This window comes from Pseudomonas sp. C11, from assembly GCF_034683865.1.
In the GTDB taxonomy this organism is placed as follows: Bacteria; Pseudomonadota; Gammaproteobacteria; order Pseudomonadales; family Pseudomonadaceae; genus Aquipseudomonas.
Genome location: NZ_JAWIIP010000024.1, coordinates 1 through 21,953, shown reverse-complemented (window position 1 = coordinate 21,953; position 21,953 = coordinate 1). Strand labels below are relative to the sequence as shown.

Sequence of the window (21,953 nt, the reverse complement as noted above, 5' to 3'; positions counted from 1 at the left end):
AGTATTGCCGCTATGAACCTCCGCTCGCTCTCCATCGCACCAAGGGCCGCACTGGGTTTCGGCCTGATCGCCCTACTGGTATTCCTCCTCGGAGGCTTCGCACTGCTGCAGATGGCCAGCATGCACGAGCGATCCGGCGAGGTCGAAGAGAACTGGGTGCCCAGCCTCAATGCACTCAACGACGTGACCCAATCGATCATGCGCCTGCAAGCCAGCACCCTGCGTGCAGTACTGACCGAGGACAACGCCCATCTGCAGACCAGCGTGACGCAGGCACAGCAGTTGCGCAGCACCCTGCAGGATCGGCAGCAGGTCTATGAAAAGCTCATCAGTTCCGAGCAGGAACGCAGCCAGTACCAGCGTTTCAAACAGCTCGAGAGCGACTATCTGCAAGCCCAGTCCCAGGTGCTCGAACGCGCTCAGGCGGGCGACCATAAAGCCGCCAGCACCCTGGTCGAAGGCGATCTGAACAGCCATGCCGACCAGATGGTCACGGCCCTCAATGACCTGATCGTGCAGAACCGTGATGGCGCCAGCGCGGCTGCGAAGGCGTCCAGCGCCATCTATGACCGGGCACTCAGCGGTACCCTGGCTGTCATGGCGCTGGCCGCCGTCGCCACGCTGGTGCTCGCCACCCTACTGACACGCAGCATCGCGCGCCCACTGGCAGATGCCGTGGAGGTTGCCAACTCGGTGGCCGCTGGCGACCTGAACCGCATCATCGATGCACAGGGCAACGACGAGCCGGCCAAACTACTGCAAGCCCTCAAAGGCATGCAGGGCAACCTGCGCAGTACCATCGAGCAGATCGCCGATGCCTCCAACCAACTTGCCTCGGCGGCCGAGCAGCTGACCAACGTCACCGACAGCACGACCCAGGCCCTGCACCGACAGAGCCAGGAAATCGACCAGGCCGCCACCGCCGTAACCGAGATGAGCAGCGCCGTGGACGACGTCGCGCGCAATGCTGCCGCCGCCTCGGAAAGCTCCAGCGAGTCTGGACGAATCGCCGAACAGGGCAGCGAACGGATCAACCAGACCCTGTCCTCCATCGGTAAACTGGCGACCAACGTCGATGAAACCTCGAGCAACTTCGGCCAGCTCGCCGGCAAGATCCGCGGTATCAGCCAGGTACTGGACGTCATCCGCAGCATCGCCGAACAAACCAACCTGCTGGCCCTCAACGCGGCCATCGAAGCTGCCCGTGCCGGTGAAGCTGGGCGTGGTTTCGCGGTGGTCGCCGACGAGGTGCGCGCACTGGCCCACAAGACGGGGCAGTCGACCCAGGAAATCGAAACCATGATCAGCACCGTGCAGAGCGACACGGAACAGGCCGTACGCTCCATGGAAGCCAGCAACGGCCTGGCCAAGCAGACCCGAGAAATTGCCGAAGGCGCAGGTCAGGCCCTGCAGCAGATCATCCACTCCATCGGCGACATCCGTGATCGCAACCTGGTCATCGCCGCCGCCACCGAGCAACAGGCACACGTCGCCCGCGAAGTGGATCGCAACCTGGTCAACATCCGCGACCTGTCGCTGCAGACATCGGCCGGCTCGGAGGAAACCAACACCGCCAGCCGCGTGCTGGCCAATCTGGCCGACGACCTCAATGGCATGGTGGCGCGCTTTCGCATCTGAGGTCGCGCACAAGCTTGTGCGACGCGCGCCAAAACGGAGCGCATACCGGCTCATGACCGCCCGGCACGAGGCCAGAGACCGCTCGGCACGGGCGTGGAACGCTTCTTGAATAGCTCCGACAAGCGTTGTCCCAGCGGAGAATCAAGGTGCCCAGCACAGCAACGGACAGGTCTCATCGCGTCGGCGTTCTGGCCTCGGCGGCCACCGGGCTGGTGGAGTTCATCCAACAGGCCGGCGGCGACCCGGATAGCATCCTCGGCCGCGCCGGCATCGACCCCGAATGCCTCGACCAGCCGACCCTGAGCCTCGACCTGCACCAGTACTGCGCAGTGTTCGAGGAGGCTGCGCGGCAAACGCACAACCTGCACTTCGGCCTGCGCTACGGGCGCCAGTTCAAGCCCGACGCCCTCGGCCTGCTCGGCTACATCGGCATGAGCTCGGCCACCCTCGGTGACGCCCTGCGCAACGTGGTGCGGGCCTTCCCTTACCACCAGCAGGGCAGCCTGCTCCGGCTCGACGAGCGAGGCCCGCTGTGCCAGCTGGACTATCAGGTGCAGCACGGCGGCATCCGGCACAAGCGCCAGGATGCCGAGCTGTCGCTAGGCATGTTCTTCAACCTGATGCGCCACGCGCTGGGCACGCGCTGGGCACCGGAGCAGGTGCACTTCGAACACGCCCGCCCGGAGGCCTGGTACGAGCACTGCAAGGCCTTCGACGCGCCGGCATTCTTCGACCAGCCGAGCAATGCTCTGGTGTTCCAGCGCAGCGTGCTGGAACAGCCGATGCCAGGGCGCGATGGTCGCCTGCTGGCACTGATGTTCGACAACCTGCGCCAGTTGGCCGGCAGCACGGGCGAAGGCGCGCCACGCAACGGCCTGATGGACGAGGCCAGGCGGCAGATTCGTCTGTTGCTGGAAAGCGGCGAACCCAGCCTGGAGAAACTGGCCGACGCCCTGCGCCTGCCTAGTTGGACACTGCAACGCCGCCTCAACGATGAAGGCCTGAGCTTCTCGTCCCTGCTCGACCAGACCCGCCGCGAGCTGGCCAACCTGCACCTGGAACAGGGTGTCGCCCTGGCCGAAATCACCGCCCTGCTCGGCTATTCCGAACTGAGCGCCTTCTCCCGCGCCTTCCGCCGCTGGCATGGGCTCAGCCCACGGCAGTGGCGGCAGGCGCGCCAGGGCACTGAACGCAGCTAGCTTCTGGCCAGGACGGTCTCCAACACCTGCAGAAAACGCTCACCCTGGGCCGCGCTCAGGCACAGTGGTGGGCGGATCTTCAGCACATTGCTGGCCGGCCCGGAGGCCCCGATCAGCACGCCCTCGTCACGCAGGGCATTGACCAGGCTTCGCGTGCCACGGGTATCGGCCTGCCCCTCGCCATCGAGCACGTCGACGCCAATGAACAGACCGGCGCCGCGCACCTCGCCGAGTTGCGGATAACGCACAGCGAGGCTGCCAAGCCCGGTCTGGAGCAAGGCCCCGACCCGCGCCGCATTGGCCTGCAAGCCTTCCGCCTCGATCACCTCCAGCACCGCCAGGCCCACCGCTGCCGCCACCGGGTTGCCACCGAAGGTATTGAAATAGGCCGCGCACTGGCCGAAGCGCTCGACCAGGTGCGGCTGGCAGATCACCCCGGCCAGTGGGTGGCCGTTGCCCATCGGCTTGCCCAGGGTCACCAGATCTGGCGCCAGACCATGGCGCTGGAAACCCCAGAAATGGCTGCCGGTACGACCGAAACCGGGCTGTACTTCGTCAGCGATGAACAGCCCGCCTGCCGCGCGCACCGCTGCTACCGCTTCGGCGAGAAAGCCCGGCGGATCGGCGAATACGCCGTCGCTGGTGAACAGGGTATCGACCAGCAGGGCAGCCGGGCGGATGCCATGCCGGCGCATGTCCGCCAGCGCCGCGCGCACCTGCGCGGCGAACTGCGCGCCCACCTGTTCAGGCAGCTGTGGCCGGTGCAGGGGGGCATCGACCAGGCGCGCGTCGCCGGCCACCGGCACGTACTCGCCCATCGAGGGCGACAGCTCGGCAATGGCCGTGGTGATGCCGTGATAGGCATAACGGGTGACGATCACACCCGTTCCGCCGCTATGGTCACGAGCGATGCGCAGCGCCAGGTCGTTGGCCTCGCTGCCGGTGCAGGTGAACATCACGTGCGCGGACATCTCCGGCAGGGTCGCCAGCAAGCGCTCGGCATAGTCGAGGATGCCATCGTGCAGATAGCGGGTATGGATGTTCAGCTCGCCCGCCTGGCGAGCCATGGCCGCCACCACGTGCGGGTGGCAATGCCCCACCGAGGGGACGTTGTTGTACAGATCCAGGTAGGCGCGACCGGCGCTGTCGAACACCTCGGCGCCACGCCCGCGCACCAGGTGCAGCGGCTGGTCGTAGAACAGCTGGTAAGCCGGCCCCAACAGACGCCGTCGCCTTTCCACCTGCTGCTGGCGCGCGGCATCCAGGCTGGCGAGCTGCGCGCTCTCGAATGCATTGACCTTGAGCATCCTGCGCCTCCGCCTCAGCCCAGCGCCTGCAACGACTCGGGCAGGATCTGCCCACCGTCGATGATCAGGCTCTGCCCGGTGATGTAGCCCGCCTCGCGCGAGGCGAAGAACAGCGCGCCAGCGGCGATGTCATCGACGCTGCCGAGGCGCCGCAGCGGCACCGAGGCGGCCATGCTCGCCACGTAGTCCGCGCCCATCTCCTGCAGTCCTTCGGTCAGCACGTTGCCGGGCAGCACCGCGTTGATGGTGATGCCATCACGCGCCAGTTCGATCGCCGCCGTACGCATGAAGCCCAGTTGCGCCGCCTTGCTTGCGCCGTAATGGGCCCAGCCGGGAAAGCCGGTGACCGGCCCGGTGATCGACGAGGTGAGGATCACCCGCCCGTACTCGGCCTGGCGCAGGTAGGGCAACGCCGCCTGCACGCAAAGGAAAGAGCCCTTGGCATTGGTCGCCAGCACCTGATCCCAGTCCGCCTCGCTCAGCTCGTCGAGGCTGCCGGAGGGAAAGATCCCGGCATTGCAGCACAAGACATCGAGGCCAGCGAAGGCCTGCGCGACCTCGTCGAGCAGGCCACGCACCGCCGTGGCATTGGCCACGTCGGCGACGAAGCCCTGCACGTCCAGCCCCTCTTCGCGCAAGGCCGCCACACAGGCGGCGAGCCGTTCGCCGTCACGGGCGCTGATCGCCACGCGCGCCCCTTCGCGGGCAAAGCCGCGGACGATACCCAGGCCAATGCCGGCACTGCCGCCGGTAACCAGTACACGCTTGCCTTGCAGGGAAGTGAACATGGAGGGCTCCTCATCGAATGGATGACGCCATCCTCGCCCTCCCCCGCGCCGGACACTTGACCGCAGAACACAAGTTGCGCGGCGGCCGATCAAATCCACCCAGGGCGGGGCTCTGTCTGTGCCGAGCGGTCAAGTTTTCGCCAGGCGCGGTCAAGCTGCCTGGTCGAGCCATGGCGATGCTGGCCTCATCGTCAGCCTTCAGGAGTGCTCGCCATGCTTCAGGCCGCTACCTTCGATCACCTGGCCCAGGCCATGCTCGCGCGCTATCCCGCGTCATGCCGTGGCCGCCTGCAGTTGCTCTGCCTGTCGGAGAACGCCACCTACGCCGTGCACGGTGATGGCATACGCCATGTGCTGCGCCTGCATCGCCCGGCCTACCACAGCGCCCAGGCGATCCGCAGCGAACTGCACTGGCTCGATGCCCTGCGCGCCTCGGGCGTGGAGGTGCCCAAGGCCCTGCCCGGCCTGGATGGCGACTGCCTGCAACAGCTCGAACTGGCCGGCCAGGAACGCCATGCCGTGATCTTCGAGTGGATCGACGGCACGGAGCCTGACCCCCGGCAGAATCTGCTGGCCTCGTTCGAGCGCCTGGGTGCGATCAACGCGCGCCTGCATCGCCAGGCGCGCGACTGGCCTTTGCCAGCAGGCTTCGAGCGCCTGCGCTGGGATCACGCCAGCATGCTCGGCGCCGATGGCCATTGGGGCGACTGGCGCCAGGCACCCAACCTGAGCGCGGCGCAGCAGCCACTGATCGAGGCCACGCTGCGACGCTTGGCCGAGGAGCTGGCCGCCTATGGCCAGGGCAGCGAACGTTTCGGCCTGATCCACGCCGACCTGCGCCTGGCCAACCTGCTGGTGCAGGGTGAGCGCACACGGGTGATCGACTTCGACGACTGCGGCTTCGGCTGGTACCTGCACGACCTCGCCTCGGCGCTGAGCTTTCACGAGGATCATCCAGACGTGCCGCGCTGGGTCAGTCACTGGCTGCAGGGCTACACCCGCGAGCACGGCCTGAGCGACGCCGAGCTGGCGATGATTCCCGCCTTCGTCGTGCAGCGCCGCCTGCAACTGCTGGCCTGGACCGGCACCCATGCCGAAACCCGCACCGTGCAGGAGCTGGGGCCGGACTGGGCCAGCCGCTGCCTGCCGCTGTGCGAGGCCTATCTGGAGGGGCGGCTGCGCCTCTACTGAGCCGGCCGCAACAGCACCTCGCTCAAGGCTTGCGCGGCGCTGGATAACTGGCGCCCGGCCTGGTGCAGCAGGCCGACACGGCGCGACACCTGCGGCTCGCTCAGCGGCAGGCAGCGGGCGCCGAGATCCTCCATCTGTTGCCGACACAGTTGCGGCACCGCGCTGACGCCGAGACCTTCGGCGACCATGCGCCCAACCGTGACCAACTGATGGCTCTCGAAGGCCACCGGCAGCTTGCCGTGGCGGGCGGTGACGCTGTCTTCCAGCAGCAGGCGCACCGCCGAAGGACGTTGCAAGGTGATGAAGGGTTGCTCCAGCAACTGTGCCCAGGTCAGCGCTTCGTGGTCGGCCAGATGGCTGGCTGCCGGCACCACGGCGACGAAACGATCCTCGTACAGCGGTGTGAATTGCAGCCCGTCTAGGGTCGCCGGCTCGAAGGCGATGCCGAGTTCGACGCGACCGTCGCGCACCATTTCCATCACCTGTTCGTTGATCACGTCATGCACCGCCACGTTGACCCGTGGATAGGCGTCGCGAAAGGCGCGCAGCGCCGCCGGCAGGCGGTTGCCGGCGAACGACGGCATGGCCGCCACCGCCACCTTGCCCATCTGCAGGGTGAAATGCTGGCGCAGCAGGTCCTCGGCGTTGTCCCAGTCGGCCAGCAGGCGCACGGCGATCGGCAGCAACGTCTCGCCCTCGGGCGTCAGCGCCACGCTGCGGGTGGTGCGCACCAGCAACTGGCCACCGAGCGATTGCTCCAGGTTCTTGATCGCCAGGCTCAGCGCCGGCTGCGACAGATGCAGGCGCTCGCAGGCCTGGGCGAAGCTCAGGCTCTGCGCCACAGCGAGAAAGGCGCGTAGCTGCTTGACGGTCATTGATTTATTTACCTGATCAATCAAGAGGAAAAACAAACTTAACAAATAAGCTCACAGCGCAGAAGCTTGGCCTCACTCCTGATAACAACAAAGAGGCAGCCTCGAATGAGCGGACTCGACAAACGCGTCGGTAGCTATGCAGAAGCCCTGAACGGCCTGCAGGACGGCATGACCGTGCTGGCCGGCGGTTTCGGCCTGTGCGGCATCCCCGAGAACCTGATCGCCGAGATCCGCCGTCGCGGCGTGCGCGACCTGACCGTGGTGTCCAACAACTGCGGCGTCGACGGTTTCGGCCTCGGCGTGCTGCTGGAAGACCGGCAGATCCGCAAGATGATCGCCTCCTATGTCGGCGAGAACGCCCTGTTCGAGCAGCAACTGCTCTCCGGCGAGCTGGAAGTCGAACTGACCCCGCAAGGCACCCTGGCCGAGAAGCTGCGCGCTGGCGGTGCCGGCATCCCCGCCTTCTTCACCGCCACCGGCTACGGCACCCCGGTCGCCGAAGGCAAGGAAGCGCGCGAGATCAATGGCCGCCACTACATCCTCGAACCGGCCATCACCGGCGACTTCGCCATCGTCAAAGGCTGGAAGGCCGACCATTTCGGCAACGTGGTCTACCGCCACACCGCGCAGAACTTCAACCCGGTGGTCGCCACCGCCGGGCGCATCACCGTGGTCGAGGTCGAAGAGATCGTCGAACCCGGTGAACTCGACCCCACGCAGATTCACACCCCGGGCATCTACGTCGACCGGCTGATCTGCGGCAGCTTCGAGAAACGCATCGAAAAACGCACCCTGCGCAGTTGAGGACAAGACCATGGCACTGACCCGTGAACAAATGGCCCAGCGCGTAGCCCGCGAACTGCAGGACGGCTTCTACGTCAACCTCGGCATCGGCATCCCGACCCTGGTGGCCAACTACGTACCCGAAGGCATGCAGGTGATGCTGCAGTCGGAGAACGGCCTGCTCGGCATGGGCGCCTTCCCCACCGAAGAGGAAGTGGACGCCGACATGATCAACGCCGGCAAGCAGACCGTCACCGCGATCAAGGGCGCGGCGATCTTCGACTCGTCGCAATCCTTCGCCATGATCCGTGGTGGTCACGTTGATCTGACCGTGCTCGGCGCCTTCGAGGTGGACGTTAACGGCAACATCGCCTCCTGGATGATCCCCGGCAAGCTGGTCAAGGGCATGGGCGGCGCCATGGATCTGGTGGCTGGCGCCGACAACATCATCGTCACCATGACCCACGCCTCGAAAGACGGCGAATCCAAGCTGCTGGAGCACTGCAGCCTGCCGCTGACCGGCTGCGGCTGCATCCGTAAGGTGCTGACCGACCTGGCCTATCTGGAGATCGAAAACGGCGCCTTCATCCTGCGCGAACGCGCACCGGGCGTGAGCGTCGAGGAAATCGTCGCCAAGACCGCCGGCAAGCTGATCGTTCCCGAGCACGTGCCAGAAATGCAGTTCTAGGTTGTCTACCGCCCTGCAGAACGCCACCACGCCTGGCGTTTTGCGGGGTGTTTTTATTTGGTGTTATCTGCTGCACTCCCTGTAGGAGCGGATTCATCCGCGAAGCGTTCCGTCCTACCGCACCCAGAGGATTTCCCATGCAAGACGTCGTCATCGTCGCCGCCACCCGCACCGCCATCGGCAGCTTCCAGGGCAGCCTGGCCGATATTCCTGCGCCGGAACTCGGCGCCATCGTCATCAGGCGCCTGCTGGAGCAAACAAGCCTCGACGCCGCCCAGGTCGATGAGGTGATCCTCGGCCAGGTGCTCACCGCCGGCAGCGGCCAGAATCCCGCGCGCCAGGCCGCCATCCGCGCCGGCCTGCCCCATGCCGTGCCGGCCATGACCCTGAACAAGGTCTGCGGCTCGGGCCTCAAGGCCCTGCACCTGGCGGCCCAGGCCATCCGTTGCGGCGATGCCGAGGTGGTGATCGCCGGCGGCATGGAGAACATGAGCCTGTCGCCCTACGTGCTGCCGAAAGCCCGCACCGGTCTGCGCATGGGCCACGCGCAGATGCTCGACAGCATGATCGTCGACGGCCTCTGGGACGCCTTCAACGATTACCACATGGGCATCACTGCCGAGAATCTGGTGGAGAAATACGGCATCAGCCGTGAAGCCCAGGACGCCTTCGCCGCTGCCTCGCAACAGAAAGCCGTGGCGGCTATCGAGGCCGGTCGCTTCGATGCCGAGATCACCCCGGTGCTGATCCCGCAGCGCAAGGGCGATCCCATCGCCTTCGCTCGTGACGAGCAGCCGCGAGCCGGCACCACCGCCGAATCCCTGGCCAAGCTCAAACCCGCATTCAAGAAGGACGGCAGCGTCACCGCCGGCAACGCCTCCAGCCTCAACGACGGCGCCGCCGCCGTGCTGCTGATGAGCGCGGCCAAGGCCCAAGCGCTGAGCCTGCCGGTGCTGGCGAAGATTGCCGGCTACGCCAATGCCGGCGTCGACCCGGCGATCATGGGCATCGGCCCGGTCTCCGCCACCCGTCGTTGCCTGGACAAGGCCGGCTGGAGCCTGGCTGACCTCGACCTGATCGAAGCCAACGAAGCCTTTGCCGCCCAGGCGCTGTCGGTCGGCCAGGAGCTGGGTTGGGATGCCGACAAGGTCAACGTCAACGGCGGCGCCATCGCCCTCGGCCACCCCATCGGCGCCTCGGGCTGCCGTGTGCTGGTCAGCCTGCTGCACGAGATGATCCGCCGTGACGCCAAGAAAGGCCTGGCCACCCTGTGCATCGGCGGCGGCCAAGGCGTGGCCCTGGCCATCGAGCGCGAATAAAGCGCGAAACCGTAGGGCGGGTGCAACCCGCCATTTACCAGGGTGGCGGGTTTCACCCGCCCTACAGAACTAGCGAAATGATCCGCCGCGACGCCAAGTAAGGCCTGGCCACCCAGGGCGTGGCCCTGGCCATCGAACGCGAATAAAGCGGCAACGCGTAGGGCGGGTGCAACCCGCCACTATCGGAACCGGCGGGTTTCACCCGCCCTACGGAGCAACACAACCACCCGCTCGGCTCCGGCCGGGCGTTGTCATTTCCACCCGCCAGGCACAACCGACCTGAATGCCTGGAACAGCCCTTACACAACCATAAGAAAGAGGCGTCATCGATGTTCAATACCCTCACCCGCATGAGCGTGAGCCTGGTACAGAAGTACCTGCCCTCACCCTTCGTCTTCTCCGCCTTGCTCACGCTGGGCGTACTGCTCGCCGGCATCCTCTCCACCGGCCAGTCGTTGCCCGCCATGGTGCAACACTGGAGCAACGGTTTCTGGACGTTGCTCGGCTTCGCCATGCAGATGGCGCTGATCTTCGTCACCGGCCATGCCCTGGCCAGCGCACCGATCATCAACCGCCAGCTCGACCGTCTGGCCAGCCTGGCGCGCACGCCGGGTCAGGCGATCATCATGGTCACCCTGGTGGCGCTGGTCGGTTGCTGGGTCAACTGGGGCTTCGGCCTGGTGATCGGCGCCGTGTTCGCCCGAGCACTGGCGCGCAAGGTCGCTGGCGTCGACTACCCGCTGCTGGTGGCCTCGGCCTACTCGGGCTTTCTGGTCTGGCACGGCGGTCTGGCCGGCTCGATTCCGCTGTCGATGGCCACCGGCGGCCCGGATCTGGCACGCATCACCGCCGGCGTGCTGACCAACCCGGTGAGCATCAGCGAAACCCTGTTCAGCCCGCTCAACCTGACCATCGTCGCCCTGCTGTTCATCGGCCTGCCGCTGCTCAACCGCGCCATGCACCCACGGCAGAACGCCAAGGTCGCCGATGCCGCCAAACTGGTGGAATCACGCGCCGAACTGCCGGCCCGCGAAACCCCGGCACAGCGCCTGGATGACAGCCGCATCCTCGGCCTGGCGCTGGTGGCCATGGCCGGTATCTACCTGTTCAATCACTTCGCCAGCAAGGGCTTCGTGCTTGGCCTGGATGTGGTCATCGCCATCTTCCTGTTCTGCGGCCTGCTGATGCACGGCACCCCGGAGCGCTACATGCGTGCGGTGGACGAGAGCGTGCGCGGCATCGGCGGCATCGTCCTGCTGTTCCCCTTCTACGCCGGGATCATGGGCATGATGATGGGCGCCAATGCCGACGGCATCTCCCTCGGCCGGCAGATCACCGAGGCGTTCATTTCCTGGTCATCGGCCGACACCTTCCCGCTGCTGGCCTTCCTCAGCGCTGGCGTGGTCAACGTGTTCGTACCGTCCGGTGGTGGCCAGTGGGCCGTGCAGGGCCCGATCATGCTGCCAGCCGCCCAGGCCCTGGGCGTTTCGCCGACCGTCACCGCCATGGCGATTGCCTGGGGCGACGCCTGGACCAACATGATCCAGCCGTTCTGGGCGCTGCCGCTGCTCGGCATCGTTGGCCTCGGCGCCCGCGACATCATGGGCTACTGCCTGATCATGCTGCTGTACTCGGGCGTGGCGATCTGCGGCGCTTTCTACTTCCTCGGCTGAGTGTCCTCAGGCCCGCTCGCAAGAATGAGCGGGCCTGCATCAGCGCCAGCGATCCAGCAGATTCACCGCCAGGCGATCCAGCCAACCCCAAAGCCTTTGCTGCACACGGCGCCACAAGGGGCGTTGGTGCCAGTCGTCGAGGGTGATCTCGCGGCTGGCGCCGAAGTCCTCGATGAAGCTGCTCGCCACCGCCTGGGTGAACGCGGGGTCGAGCGCTTCGACGTTGGCGTCGAGGTTGAAACGCAAGTTCCAGTGGTCGAAGTTGCACGAGCCAACGCTGACCCAGTCGTCCACCAGCACCATCTTCAGGTGCAAGAAGCGCGGCTGGTATTCAAAGATGCGCACTCCAGCCTTGAGCAGACGCGGGTAGTAGCGCTGGCCGGCAAAGCGCACGGGCGGGTGATCGGTATTGCGCCCGGCCAACAGCAGGCGCACTTCGACACCTCGGGCAGCAGCACGGCGCAGGGCGCGGCGCACCTTCCAGGTCGGCAGGAAATAGGGCGTGGCCAGCCAGACGCGCTGCTTTGCCCCACGCAGGGCACGCAGCAGCGACAACAGGATGTCGCGGTGTTGCGCGGCATCGGCATAGGCGACACGGCCCAGGCCCTGGCCTGCCGGCGGGCACTCGGGCAGGCGCAGCGGCGCGGATGATTGCCGCGGACGCCAGACGGAACGCGTCTGCCATTGGTGCTCGAACAGTTGTTGCCAATCCCCGACCAGCGGCCCTTCGATCTCGACCATGGCCTCGTGCCAGGCGCTTTGTGGCGCGTCTGGCGTCCAGAATTCATCGGTGGCGCCAGTGCCACCGACATAGGCCAGGCGCTGATCCACCAACAACAGCTTGCGGTGATCACGGTGGAAATTGCGCACGCCACGGCGCCAGCGGATCGGGTTGTACCAGCGCAGTTGCACGCCGGCCGCCAGCAAGCGCTGACGTGAGGCGGCACCCAGCGCAGCAGCGCCATAGGCATCGAACAACCCGCGTACGCTCACGCCCCGCGTCGCCGCCCGGCACAGGGCCTCGACCAGTTGCTCGCTGCATTGCCCATCCTCGACCAGGTACAGTTCCAGCTCCACCTGACGCTGCGCCGCGTCGATGGCGGCCAGCATGCGCGGAAAGAACATCGGCCCATCGAGCAGCAGCTCGAAACGGTTGCCACCGCGCCAGGGGAAGATGGTGCCGCGCACGGACACGATTCAGCGCGCCGTGAAGATCAGCACGGCGCCGACCGGCACCGACAGGCTGATGGCGCTGAGGCCGGCGAGCTTGCGCAGTGCTTCGATACCGCCCGCCAGGCCGTAATCCTCGGCGTGCAGCACCAGCGGCGCCAGGGTCACCACCTGGAAGCGTCGGTCATCGAGGCGGGTGACCAGCAGTTCCGCCTGCAGCTCGTGCATACGCTCGTTGAGGGTCAGTTGCAGCGGCAGGCGCAGTTCCAGTTGCGCGCCTGGAGCCAGGTCGGTGAACTGATCCAGGTTGATCTGGGCGGAGATACGCGCCTCGGGCAGGCGCTTGGTATCGAACAGCATCGCGCGCAGGCGTTCGTCGCGCAGCGCAACGCCAGTGCTCAGCGAATCGAGATCGACACGCAGGCGGGCATTGCCCTTGGCACCGATCTGCCCATGCAGGGTGCGAAAGCGATGCACCTCCGACTGGCTGCCGGAGTGGGTGGAAATGAACGACAGCCGCGAGGACTCGTTGTCCAGATACCAGTCGGCGTGGACGGGCAAGGCGGCAGCCAGCAGCAGGGCGACAAGCGAACGGCGCATGAGAACTCGAATAACGGCATGACCAGGCCGCAACGATAGTCGCCATGGCCTGCCCTGCAAAGTCCAGCGCAAGAATGGCCAAGCCAGGCAGCTTCAGCCGCGAATCAGTGAATCGTAGGGCGGGTGCAACCCGCCACTGCGATCTGGCGGGTTTCACCCGCCCTACTCGTTCGGCAGCAGCTGGCAACCCTGGCGCTCGCCCAACCAGGCGGCGCTGTGGGTACGGCCCAGGCCGCTGGCGGTCACGCGCTTGGCACTCGCGTCGTCGAGCAGGCTGCTAATTGGCACGTACTGCTGCACATAGCCCTCGCAATAGGCTGCCGGGTTGCCGCTGACGTAACGGCAGGAGCAATACTCCTTGGCCGTGTAGGCGCCAATAATGTCGGGGAACGCCTGCAGGTAGACGCGGTTCGGCCAGGCCCAGGCCAGCAGCAGGACGAGCAGCAGCACCAGCGCACTGAGGATCGGGTGACGGCGGATCATGGCTGTACCTCCGTGGCGAAGGCCGCCTGTACGCGCTTGAGCAGTTCGTTGTGCTGGAAGCTGCCATCGCGATCATCGGCGTAACGCACCACCACCAGGTTCTCCTTCGGCATCACGTACAGACCCTGGCCCCAGTGGCCCAGCGCGGCGATGGTATCAGCCGGCGCATCCGGCCAGGGGCGCGAGCTGCCGGGTAGTTCGGCATTGAGCCACCACTGCCCGCCCGGCACCGCATCGCCCGGTGCGAAGCCCTGCGGCTGGTAGGCGGCGAACGGCGTGGAGACGAAATCGACCCAGGCCGCCGGCAGCAACTGCCGTTCGCCCCAGCGTCCGCCGCGCTGCATCAGCAGGCCGACACGGGCCAGGTCGCGCGCACTCAGGTAGGCGTAGGACGAAGCGATGAAGGTGCCGCTGGCATCGCGCTCCCATACCGCATGGGTGATGCCCAGTGGCTCGAACAGCGCGGTCCAGGGGTAGTCGGCGTAGGCCTGCTCACCAACCATGCCACGCAGCGCGGCCGCCAGCAGGTTGCTGTCACCGCTGGAATAGCGAAAGCGCGTGCCCGGCGCAGCACCGGCCTCATGCGCGGCGGTGAACGCGGCCATGTCGCCGCGGCCACGGGTGTAGAGCATGGCCACCACCGAGGATTTCAGCGGGGCGTATTCGTAGTCTTCCTGCCAGTCCAGGCCCGAGGCCCAGTTGAGCAGGTGGCCGATCTTGATCTGCGGGTGGTCGGCCATCGGCAGGTAGTACTGCGCCACCGGCGCATCGAGCTTGAAGCGCCCTTCGCCATAGGCCACGCCGAGTACGGTGGCGAACAGGCTCTTGGCCATCGACCAGCTCAGATGTGGCGTCTGCGCCGTGTTCGGTTCGGCATAGCGTTCGTAGACGATCTGCCCGTCGCGGATCACCAGCAGCGCGTCGGTGCGAACGCCCTTGCGCTCGGCATCGTCGCGCGGGGCGAAGGCGTAGGCCTCCAGCTCGGTAATGGCGGCGGACGCGGGTGCGGGCTGGCTATGCCAGTCGGGTTGCGGCCAGTTTTCTGCGTGGGCGACAGCGCTCAGCAAGCTGAAGCCGAGCACCAGGCTCAGGCGACGAAGGGAAAAGGTGGGCATGGGTGGCCTCGACAAGAAATCGAGGCGCACCCTAGCATGCCGACGGTGACGCCTTGAAGCGTCGGCCTCTACATTCACTTGGGCAGTTGGTAATCCTCAGGCCCCATCAGGTCGAGGCCGCATTCAAGGTTCTCGATCCAGTGCAGGAAGGCGCTGATCATCTCCGGGCCGACGAAAGGCCGGCCGTGCTGCGGCACGATCATTGCCACGTCCATCTTACGCACCATCGCCGCCCACAGACGACAGGCCTTGTTGCCGGCCATGTAGCGGCGATGGAAGCCCTCCATGTTCGGCACGTGGTTGACGAAGTCGCGCACCGGCGTGGCATCGTCGACCATCGAGGCGCCCATGTCGCCGGAGAAGAGGATCTTGCTCACCGGGTCGTACACCTGGAAGTTGCCAACCGAGTGCAGGAAGTGCGCCGGCACGGCCTTGAGGATGCTCTTGCCCAAGGGGATGCTCTGACCACGATCCGGCAACGCGATGATGCGGTCGTAGGTGTTGATGCCACGGCTCAAAGCCAGGTAGTTGGCGGTCAGGTGCGGCAGGAAGCGCGCCCACAGCTTGGAGCAGATCACCCGCGCGCGGGTGTGGAGCAGCCACTTGTCCAGCGAGGCGATGATGTCCGGATCCTGGTGCGAAGCGAAGATGTAGGTCAGATCCTGCACCGGAATATGCTTGGACAACTCCAGAGACAGAGGCGTATAGGTCAGGTCGCCGCCAGGATCGAGCAGCAGATATTGCTCGTTATCGGTGATCAGGAACTGGTTGGATTGCACGCCTTCGCCGCTGACCAGGTCATCGAACATCAGGCATTGGTGGCTGCCGTTATCGAACAGCACGATGGGCTCGCGGCGCATGGAAACCTCGTTGATGAATCGCGAGATCACCTTATGCGCAGGCGAGCCAGCCGGTACTGATATGGGTCAACGCGCGGCGACAATCTGCCGCGCTTTCTCCAGGCGTTTGCTGCGCGCCGCCTCGGCAATGCGCAGCAGGCCCTTGTCGCGCTGCCACAACTCGGCCCAGTGTGCCGGCCCGCTCGCCAAAGCGGCCTCCACCTCATCGGCCATGGCCTGCTGCTGGGCGAACAACCCGGCCAACAGCAGATGCGTGGTGGGCGCATTGGGTGCCTGCCGCGCCACCTCGGCACAGCCAGCGAGCAGCCCCTGCAGGCGCAGCAGCAACGCATCCGGCCAGCCGCTTTCACGACCGATACCGAATAGCCAGGCACTCACCGCCGTGAGCACGTGCACGTCCTCCAGGGTGCGGAAGGGTTTCACGTAGTCATCCCAGCCATCGCCGGCCAGACGTTCGCTCTGGGCCTGATCCAGGTGCAGACGGGCATGGCCGATATCCGGCATCAGCGGCAATGCCGGCAGCGCTTCGATGCGCACGCCCGGCGCGCCTTGGCGTACCACGCCCAGGGCCAGCCGCGGCGTTTCCTCGGCCTGTTCCTCGCGCGCCGCCACCAGCAGCCAGTCGGCGCATTCGGCGGCGGTGACGAAATCCTTGCGCCCGCTGATGTACAGGCCATAGATGCGCGTGCTCATGTCAGCCGGCCGGGTGCTGCGGTTCTCCGTCACGCAGAGGGCGCCAGCCGTCCATGGCGCCGCCGGCCACAACATACGCAACGCCGCCTGGTAACCGGCGAGAAAGGCCAGCCCCGGCGTCGCCGCCTGCAGGCCGCCCAATAGCGCCAGGTCGAAGGGCTGCGGGCGGCCACCCAGGTTGTTCAGCAGACGTGCGTACCAGTCTTCCAGACCCTGTTCGGCGGACTGGCGTTCGATGGGCTGAAACAGGCTCGACCAGGGCATCGCAGACCTCCTCGCAGCAGCGCGCGGGCGCCGTCACATAAGCATCAAAAAACCGTCACGGTGGTGACACCACGTGAATCTAGCCTGAGCTTGCCCAACAAGATCGACCGGCTGCAAGCAGCCAGCCGGCACACGGAGGATCTGGCATGACTCAAAACGCTCGCCGACTGCAGGCCGAACGCCTGCAAGGCCCCGCCGCCCTGCAAGAAGCCCAGGCCTTGCGCTACCGCGTGTTCAGCGCGGAGTTCGACGCCAAGCTCAACGGCGCAGAACTGGGTCTGGACATGGACGACTACGACATTCACTGCCGCCATATCGGCGTACGTGACCTGGAGAGCGGCCAACTGGTAGCCACCACCCGTCTGCTCGACCATCAGGCCGCCGCCGGCCTAGGCCGCTACTACAGCGAAGAGGAATTCGCCCTGCACGGCCTGGCCAAGCTGGAAGGCCCGGTGCTGGAGATTGGCCGCACCTGCGTCGACACCGCTTACCGCAACGGTGCCACCATCGCCGTGCTCTGGGGCGAGCTGGCCGAGGTGCTCAACGAAGGCGGCTACCGCTACCTGATGGGCTGCGCCAGCATCTCCATGCAGGACGGAGGCATCCAGGCCCAGGCCATCATGCAGCGCCTGCGCGAGCGCTACCTGTGCACCGAGCACCTGCGCGCCGAACCCAAGCACCCACTGCCTCAGCTGGATCTGCCGGGCAACGTCATCGCCGAAATGCCGCCGCTGCTCAAGGCCTACATGCGCCTGGGCGCGAAGATCTGCGGCGAGCCGTGCTGGGACAAGGACTTCCAGGTGGCCGACGTGTTCATCCTGCTCAAGCGCGACGAGCTGTGCCCGCGCTACGCCCGCCACTTCAAGGCAGCAGTCTGAGGCCTGACCGTAGGAGCGAGCTCTGCTCGCGAACAGGAGTGTTCTGCATTCGCGAGCAAAGCTCGCTCCTACACGCCCACATGCTCCCAAGCCTCGCCAAGCGAGCCTAGCTATGGATAATGCCGGCACCCGCTTTCAACCGGAGGCCTCGATGGCCAAACTGCGTCTGTCCCTGCGCCTCGTTCACCTGGCCCTGGTGATCCTCTTCGGCACGCTGCTGGCGGGCGTCGTCAGCCTCTGCGAACGCATCGTCCAGCATGATCTGATGCCCCTGCGGCAACGCCTGACGCGCTGGTTCCTGGCCCGCCTGGGCGGCGCCCTGCCCTTTCGCGTGAAGGTCGCAGGCGAGCTGCCCGATCAGCCGATGCTGTGGGTCGCCAATCATGTGTCGTGGACGGATATCCCGCTGCTCGGCGCCCTGCAGCCGATGTCCTTCCTGTCCAAGGCGGAGGTGCGCGACTGGCCGGTGGCCGGCTGGCTGGCGCACAAGGCCGGCACCCTGTTCATCCGCCGTGGCTCGGGCGACAGCAGCCAGATCAGCCAGCAGCTCACGCGCCACCTGCAGCAGAAGCGCCCGCTGGTGATCTTCCCCGAAGGCACCACAACCGACGGCCTTGGCGTGCGCACCTTCCATGGCCGCCTGCTGAGCAGCGCCATCGACAGCGGCGTCGCCCTGCAGCCGGTAGCCATCCGTTACCTGCGCGCTGGCCAGCCCTGCCCGGTGGCGCCCTTCATCGGCGACGACGACATGCTTTCGCACCTGCTGCGCCTGCTGGCCAGCCCGGCCTGCGAGGTGGAGATCCGCCTGCTGGCGCCGGTGTCCAGCGAGAGCCGTAGCCGCAACGAACTGGCGCGGCACTGCCAGGCAATGATCGCCAACGTGCTGCAGCCGGACATGCCGCAGGAACAGGCCGCAGCCGCCTAAGCGGCCGGCGGCACGATCAACGCATCACCGTCGAGCGACGCCAACAAACGGCTGGCCACGCTACCCAGGAAGAAACGCGATGCCCCTTCGCGTGCGTGAGTACCCAGCACCAGCAGGTCGGCGCCGGACTTGCGCAGCGCATCGCCGATCACCCCTTCCGGCGACCCGATCTGCACATGCAGGTGCGCATCAGCCACGTTGACGCCGGCTTTACCGAGGCGTTCAAGCAGCTGCTGACGCATCAGGTCGCGCTGGTTCTCCAGCACCTCGGCGCTGATGCCGGCGTCCATCATCGCCCCGGCGGCCAGGGGTTCCACCGCGCTGGCAATTTCCACCTGCCCTTCTTCGATCAGCCCCAGTTCGCGCGCACGGTGCCAAGCCTGCATCGAGGTACGTGACAGGTCGGCCGCCAGCAAGGCATGGCGATAATCGTGTGTCACCGGCCCGTTGACCCGCAGCACCGGCAGATGGCTGCTGCGCACCACCCGCTCCAGCGTGGTGCCGACGAAGAAGTCGCGCAGCGCCGACTTGCGATGCGCGCCCACCACCAGCAGATCGGCGCCCATGCCCTTGGCACTTTCGACCACCACCTCAGCCACCTCGCCCACGGCCACCACCACGCGCGGGCGGCTGCCGGCCTGTTCGAGCAGACGCTCGGCCTGGGCCTGCAACAGAGTTTCGGCCTGCTGTACCTGGCGCTGCACCAGCTCGCCGGGGGCATCATCATCGATCACATGCAACAGGCACCACTCGCCGCCACCCTGGCGACGGATCAGTTGCACGGCACGCTGCACCGCATGTGCCGAACGCTCGGACAGGTCGGTCGCCACCAGTATCTTGATCATCTCGTTTCCTCCATGGGATTCATACCGAGTCACATTCAAGCCGCTCCTGCCGGTTCACTCCTTGATGCAGGTCAGGCCGGGCGCCACAAAGCGCTGCGAGGCAGCCAGGTCGAGTGCGGAACAGACATCCCTGTGCGGCTCCCTCTAAAGAGAGTGACCACGCATGGAACGGATTGACTGCACAAAAAATGCTCGGTGAGCGGGGTAGCAAGATATGACGGTGCAAGGCATCTGCGCTGAGCGTCGCGGCTGAAGCCCCTCCCACGGAGCTCTGTGGGAGGCGCTTCAGCGGCGACTATGGCCGCGCTCCCCGAATTGCCTCCGGGCTACGGTTTGCTCCTACCCAGCTCGGCCTCGGCAAAGGCCATCAGTTCCGGATAGAAGGCGCGGAAGTCCTTGCTGAGCGGCTCGTACAGGCGCTCCAGCTCGACCAGGCTGCCATCGAGCAATTGCGGCTTGGACAGGCGCCGTTGCATGCCGGCGATCACCTGTTCCAACACCATGAATTCTCGATAGCTACCGAGCCAGTCCTGCTCGGCCATGCGTGGTGCCATCAGCGCCAGGCGCCCGGGCAACTCAGGCTCGGCGGCCAACACCCGATACACCCGCCCGGTGAAATGCTGCAGCGGCTGTGCGGCGTAGTCGGCCCAGTCGCGGGCCAGGCAATGGTCGAAGAACAGATCCAGCAGCATGCCGGCCATGCGCCGCCGTTCAGCGGGAAAGCGCGAGCGTGCGCGCGCCTGCAGCGGATGGCTGTCGGTGAAGGCATCGATGCGCCGATGCAGGCGGATAGCTGCTTCGATGTCCGCCGGCCAGCGTCCGTCCAGCGGGCCTTTGACGAAGTCGCCATAGAGGCTGCCGAGCAGTTGTGCCGGGGCGTCGCCGCCAAGATGCAGGTGGGCCAGGTAGTTCATCCGCTGAGCTTACCGCCGCGAGCGGGACAATCGAAGCGGTTGATGGAGACTATCGGAACAAACGATCTGTATATCGCTCAGAGACGATATAAGGTTCGCCGCATGACGAAACACGGCCCGCACACCATGGATATCGATCTCGACGCCATCATCAAGGCCCTCGTCCACCCGGTTCGCCGCGACATCCTCGATTGGCTGAAGGCGCCCGAACGGCACTTCGCCGAACAGGATCATCCGCTTGAGATCGGCGTGTGCGCCGGCAAGATCTATCAGCGCACCGGGCTGTCGCAATCCACCGTTTCCGCCCACCTCACCAGCCTGCAGCGCGCCGGTCTGGTGACCAGCCGCAAGGTTGGCCAGTGGCACTTCTTCAAACGCAACGACGACTTGATCCAGGCCTTCGTCGAGCGTCTCGGCCAGCAACTCTGAACCTGAAGCTACAACCGGAGGATTCACCATGCCTACCCTGTTCGACCCTATTCAGATCGGCGATCTGCAACTGAACAACCGCATCATCATGGCGCCGCTGACCCGCTGCCGCGCCGACGAAGGCCGCGTGCCCAACGCGTTGATGGCCGAGTATTACGTGCAGCGCGCCTCGGCCGGCCTGATCATCAGCGAAGCCACCGCCGTCACGCCGATGGGCGTCGGCTACCCCGACACCCCCGGCATCTGGTCGGACGAGCAGATCCGTGGCTGGAGCAACGTCACCCAGGCCGTACACGCCAACGGCGGCAAGATCGTGCTGCAGCTGTGGCACGTCGGGCGTATTTCCGACCCGATCTACCTCAACGGTGAACTGCCGGTGGCACCGAGCGCCATTCAGCCGGCCGGTCACGTCAGCCTGGTGCGCCCGATGAAGGAATTCGTCACCCCGCGCGCCCTGGAAACCGAGGAGATCGCCGATATCGTCGAGGCCTACCGTCAAGGTGCCGAGAACGCCAAGGCGGCCGGTTTCGACGGCGTGGAAATCCACGGCGCCAACGGTTACCTGCTCGACCAGTTCCTGCAGAGCAGCACCAACCAGCGCACAGACCGCTACGGCGGCAGCGTCGAGAACCGCGCCCGCCTGCTGCTGGAAGTCACCGATGCCGCCATCTCCGTATGGGGCGCCGGCCGCGTTGGCGTGCACCTGGCACCGCGTGCCGATGCCCACGACATGGGCGACGCCAACCGTGCCGAAACCTTCGGCTACGTCGCCCGTGAGCTGGGCAAGCGCGGCATCGCCTTCATCTGCACCCGTGAGAAGGCCGGTGACGACAGCCTGACGCCGCAACTGAAGAAGGAGTTTGGTGGTGTGTTCATCGCCAACGAGCGCTTCACCAAGGAGCAGGCCAACGCCTGGCTGGCTGAGGGCAAGGCCGATGCCGTGGCGTTCGGCATCCCCTTCATCGCCAACCCGGATCTGCCGGCACGCCTGGAACAGGACGCGGCGCTGAACGAGCCGCACCCGGAGACCTTCTATGGCTCGGGCCCGGTCGGCTATATCGACTACCCGCGTCTGTAATCGCCGCCTAGCGCCTCCCACGGCATGACAGTTGTGGGAGGCGCTTTCTTTAGCCGCGACCAATGGTCTTGATACCGGACTGGCAAGTTTGTGTGTTGGTTGTACTGGTTTCTGTTCCGAATCGCCGCGTTCTTGTTGAAAGTTTTGGTTTCGCCTTCCCAGGCGAGCAACCGTGTCCAGCGTCAAGTCACTTGAGGCCTGAAATGAGCCTGATCACGGAGCATCGCATTGAGGATGG

22 protein-coding genes and 1 pseudogene are annotated in these 21,953 nt (G+C 66.0%); 12 read left to right on the top strand and 11 right to left on the bottom strand.

Annotation, left to right across the window (positions count from 1 at the left end):
* Positions 1-12: 12 nt before the first annotated feature.
* From VC352_RS25650 to VC352_RS24440, 3 genes and pseudogenes are all read left to right on the top strand, one after another.
* A pseudogene (locus tag VC352_RS25650) lies at positions 13-780 on the top strand (MCP four helix bundle domain-containing protein); the annotation flags it as partial.
* A complete protein-coding gene (locus tag VC352_RS25645; protein ID WP_416340236.1) occupies positions 775-1,638 on the top strand; it encodes a methyl-accepting chemotaxis protein in 864 nt (287 codons plus the stop codon). The pseudogene VC352_RS25650 and the gene VC352_RS25645, both read left to right, overlap by 6 nt.
* 146 nt (positions 1,639-1,784) lie before the next feature.
* Positions 1,785-2,837: an AraC family transcriptional regulator gene (locus VC352_RS24440; RefSeq protein WP_322982097.1), complete on the top strand. Its 1,053-nt coding sequence runs from the start codon at positions 1,785-1,787 to the stop codon at positions 2,835-2,837.
* On the opposite strand, the gene VC352_RS24435 is transcribed toward VC352_RS24440, so the two are convergent.
* Together VC352_RS24435 and fabG are read right to left on the bottom strand one after the other, a co-directional pair.
* Positions 2,834-4,144, bottom strand: coding sequence for an aspartate aminotransferase family protein (locus tag VC352_RS24435; protein ID WP_322982096.1), 1,311 nt, complete (start codon positions 4,142-4,144; stop codon positions 2,834-2,836). The genes VC352_RS24440 and VC352_RS24435 overlap by 4 nt on opposite strands.
* 14 nt (positions 4,145-4,158) lie before the next feature.
* Positions 4,159-4,932: a 3-oxoacyl-ACP reductase FabG gene (gene fabG, locus VC352_RS24430; protein WP_322982095.1), complete on the bottom strand. Its 774-nt coding sequence runs from the start codon at positions 4,930-4,932 to the stop codon at positions 4,159-4,161.
* Between the two features lie 213 nt (positions 4,933-5,145).
* On the opposite strand from fabG, the gene VC352_RS24425 reads away from it, so the two are divergent.
* On the top strand, positions 5,146-6,123 hold the full coding sequence (locus tag VC352_RS24425) for a phosphotransferase enzyme family protein (RefSeq protein WP_322982094.1): 978 nt from the start codon (positions 5,146-5,148) through the stop codon (positions 6,121-6,123).
* Here VC352_RS24425 and VC352_RS24420 read toward each other — a convergent pair.
* Entirely contained in the window at positions 6,117-6,998 is an 882-nt protein-coding gene (locus tag VC352_RS24420; protein ID WP_322982093.1) for a LysR family transcriptional regulator, read from the bottom strand. The genes VC352_RS24425 and VC352_RS24420 overlap by 7 nt on opposite strands.
* Before the next feature lie 105 nt (positions 6,999-7,103).
* Between VC352_RS24420 and VC352_RS24415 the strand changes: the two genes are divergently transcribed.
* The 4 genes from VC352_RS24415 (at position 7,104) to VC352_RS24400 (ending at position 11,461) form a co-directional block, all read left to right on the top strand.
* The gene (locus tag VC352_RS24415) at positions 7,104-7,802 is read left to right on the top strand and encodes a CoA transferase subunit A (protein ID WP_322982092.1); all 699 of its coding nucleotides are present in this window, start codon (positions 7,104-7,106) and stop codon (positions 7,800-7,802) included.
* Positions 7,803-7,812: 10 nt separating this feature from the next.
* A complete protein-coding gene (locus VC352_RS24410) occupies positions 7,813-8,469 on the top strand; it encodes a CoA transferase subunit B (protein ID WP_322982091.1) in 657 nt (218 codons plus the stop codon).
* Between the two features lie 137 nt (positions 8,470-8,606).
* Positions 8,607-9,788, top strand: a complete 1,182-nt coding sequence (locus VC352_RS24405) for an acetyl-CoA C-acetyltransferase (protein ID WP_322982090.1) — start codon at positions 8,607-8,609, stop codon at positions 9,786-9,788.
* Between the two features lie 329 nt (positions 9,789-10,117).
* Complete coding sequence (locus VC352_RS24400; protein ID WP_322982089.1) at positions 10,118-11,461, top strand: short-chain fatty acid transporter; 1,344 nt, start codon at positions 10,118-10,120, stop codon at positions 11,459-11,461.
* Between the two features lie 39 nt (positions 11,462-11,500).
* Here the strand turns inward: VC352_RS24400 and VC352_RS24395 are convergent, their stop codons facing one another.
* The 6 genes from VC352_RS24395 to VC352_RS24370 all read right to left on the bottom strand — a co-directional run bounded on the left by VC352_RS24395 (position 11,501) and on the right by VC352_RS24370 (position 16,646).
* Positions 11,501-12,649 carry a phosphatidylserine/phosphatidylglycerophosphate/cardiolipin synthase family protein gene (locus tag VC352_RS24395; RefSeq protein WP_322982116.1) on the bottom strand — a complete coding sequence of 383 codons (1,149 nt, stop codon included), beginning with the start codon at positions 12,647-12,649 and terminating at the stop codon, positions 11,501-11,503.
* A gap of 9 nt (positions 12,650-12,658) precedes the next feature.
* The gene (locus VC352_RS24390; RefSeq protein ID WP_322982088.1) at positions 12,659-13,231 is read right to left on the bottom strand and encodes a YceI family protein; all 573 of its coding nucleotides are present in this window, start codon (positions 13,229-13,231) and stop codon (positions 12,659-12,661) included.
* A 162-nt stretch (positions 13,232-13,393) separates the two neighbouring features.
* Positions 13,394-13,714, bottom strand: a complete 321-nt coding sequence (locus VC352_RS24385) for an amidase (RefSeq protein ID WP_322982087.1) — start codon at positions 13,712-13,714, stop codon at positions 13,394-13,396.
* Entirely contained in the window at positions 13,711-14,829 is a 1,119-nt protein-coding gene (locus VC352_RS24380) for a serine hydrolase (protein WP_322982086.1), read from the bottom strand. The genes VC352_RS24385 and VC352_RS24380 overlap by 4 nt, the downstream gene beginning before the upstream one ends.
* A 74-nt stretch (positions 14,830-14,903) precedes the next feature.
* Positions 14,904-15,689 (bottom strand): MBL fold metallo-hydrolase, encoded by a 786-nt coding sequence (locus tag VC352_RS24375; protein WP_322982085.1) that lies wholly within the window; start codon positions 15,687-15,689, stop codon positions 14,904-14,906.
* A 66-nt stretch (positions 15,690-15,755) separates the two neighbouring features.
* Positions 15,756-16,646, bottom strand: coding sequence for an acyl-CoA dehydrogenase family protein (locus VC352_RS24370; protein ID WP_322982084.1), 891 nt, complete (start codon positions 16,644-16,646; stop codon positions 15,756-15,758).
* A gap of 146 nt (positions 16,647-16,792) precedes the next feature.
* Between VC352_RS24370 and olsB the strand changes: the two genes are divergently transcribed.
* Positions 16,793-17,524 carry an L-ornithine N(alpha)-acyltransferase gene (gene olsB, locus VC352_RS24365; protein WP_322982083.1) on the top strand — a complete coding sequence of 244 codons (732 nt, stop codon included), beginning with the start codon at positions 16,793-16,795 and terminating at the stop codon, positions 17,522-17,524.
* A gap of 151 nt (positions 17,525-17,675) precedes the next feature.
* The gene (locus VC352_RS24360) at positions 17,676-18,449 is read left to right on the top strand and encodes a lysophospholipid acyltransferase family protein (RefSeq protein WP_322982082.1); all 774 of its coding nucleotides are present in this window, start codon (positions 17,676-17,678) and stop codon (positions 18,447-18,449) included.
* Here VC352_RS24360 and VC352_RS24355 read toward each other — a convergent pair.
* Both VC352_RS24355 and VC352_RS24350 read right to left on the bottom strand, forming a co-directional pair.
* Positions 18,446-19,294, bottom strand: a complete 849-nt coding sequence (locus VC352_RS24355) for a universal stress protein (protein WP_322982081.1) — start codon at positions 19,292-19,294, stop codon at positions 18,446-18,448. The two genes, VC352_RS24360 and VC352_RS24355, sit on opposite strands and share 4 nt — an antisense overlap.
* 326 nt (positions 19,295-19,620) lie before the next feature.
* The gene (locus VC352_RS24350; protein WP_322982080.1) at positions 19,621-20,208 is read right to left on the bottom strand and encodes an ACP phosphodiesterase; all 588 of its coding nucleotides are present in this window, start codon (positions 20,206-20,208) and stop codon (positions 19,621-19,623) included.
* A 126-nt stretch (positions 20,209-20,334) separates the two neighbouring features.
* Between VC352_RS24350 and VC352_RS24345 the strand changes: the two genes are divergently transcribed.
* Complete coding sequence (locus VC352_RS24345) at positions 20,335-20,637, top strand: helix-turn-helix transcriptional regulator (RefSeq protein ID WP_322982115.1); 303 nt, start codon at positions 20,335-20,337, stop codon at positions 20,635-20,637.
* Between the two features lie 28 nt (positions 20,638-20,665).
* Entirely contained in the window at positions 20,666-21,715 is a 1,050-nt protein-coding gene (locus VC352_RS24340; RefSeq protein ID WP_322982079.1) for an alkene reductase, read from the top strand.
* The last annotated feature ends 238 nt before the right edge of the window (positions 21,716-21,953 follow it).

Coding starts and splice junctions, on each gene's coding strand:
- VC352_RS25645 (WP_416340236.1), top strand. CDS start 775: ATGCAGGGCAACCTGCGCAGTACCATCGAGCAGATCGCCGATGCCTCC.
- VC352_RS24435 (WP_322982096.1), bottom strand. CDS start 4,144: ATGCTCAAGGTCAATGCATTCGAGAGCGCGCAGCTCGCCAGCCTGGAT.
- fabG (WP_322982095.1), bottom strand. CDS start 4,932: ATGTTCACTTCCCTGCAAGGCAAGCGTGTACTGGTTACCGGCGGCAGT.
- VC352_RS24425 (WP_322982094.1), top strand. CDS start 5,146: ATGCTTCAGGCCGCTACCTTCGATCACCTGGCCCAGGCCATGCTCGCG.
- VC352_RS24420 (WP_322982093.1), bottom strand. CDS start 6,998: ATGACCGTCAAGCAGCTACGCGCCTTTCTCGCTGTGGCGCAGAGCCTG.
- VC352_RS24415 (WP_322982092.1), top strand. CDS start 7,104: ATGAGCGGACTCGACAAACGCGTCGGTAGCTATGCAGAAGCCCTGAAC.
- VC352_RS24410 (WP_322982091.1), top strand. CDS start 7,813: ATGGCACTGACCCGTGAACAAATGGCCCAGCGCGTAGCCCGCGAACTG.
- VC352_RS24405 (WP_322982090.1), top strand. CDS start 8,607: ATGCAAGACGTCGTCATCGTCGCCGCCACCCGCACCGCCATCGGCAGC.
- VC352_RS24400 (WP_322982089.1), top strand. CDS start 10,118: ATGTTCAATACCCTCACCCGCATGAGCGTGAGCCTGGTACAGAAGTAC.
- VC352_RS24390 (WP_322982088.1), bottom strand. CDS start 13,231: ATGCGCCGTTCGCTTGTCGCCCTGCTGCTGGCTGCCGCCTTGCCCGTC.
- VC352_RS24385 (WP_322982087.1), bottom strand. CDS start 13,714: ATGATCCGCCGTCACCCGATCCTCAGTGCGCTGGTGCTGCTGCTCGTC.
- VC352_RS24380 (WP_322982086.1), bottom strand. CDS start 14,829: ATGCCCACCTTTTCCCTTCGTCGCCTGAGCCTGGTGCTCGGCTTCAGC.
- VC352_RS24375 (WP_322982085.1), bottom strand. CDS start 15,689: ATGCGCCGCGAGCCCATCGTGCTGTTCGATAACGGCAGCCACCAATGC.
- VC352_RS24370 (WP_322982084.1), bottom strand. CDS start 16,646: ATGCCCTGGTCGAGCCTGTTTCAGCCCATCGAACGCCAGTCCGCCGAA.
- olsB (WP_322982083.1), top strand. CDS start 16,793: ATGACTCAAAACGCTCGCCGACTGCAGGCCGAACGCCTGCAAGGCCCC.
- VC352_RS24360 (WP_322982082.1), top strand. CDS start 17,676: ATGGCCAAACTGCGTCTGTCCCTGCGCCTCGTTCACCTGGCCCTGGTG.
- VC352_RS24355 (WP_322982081.1), bottom strand. CDS start 19,294: ATGATCAAGATACTGGTGGCGACCGACCTGTCCGAGCGTTCGGCACAT.
- VC352_RS24350 (WP_322982080.1), bottom strand. CDS start 20,208: ATGAACTACCTGGCCCACCTGCATCTTGGCGGCGACGCCCCGGCACAA.
- VC352_RS24345 (WP_322982115.1), top strand. CDS start 20,335: ATGGATATCGATCTCGACGCCATCATCAAGGCCCTCGTCCACCCGGTT.
- VC352_RS24340 (WP_322982079.1), top strand. CDS start 20,666: ATGCCTACCCTGTTCGACCCTATTCAGATCGGCGATCTGCAACTGAAC.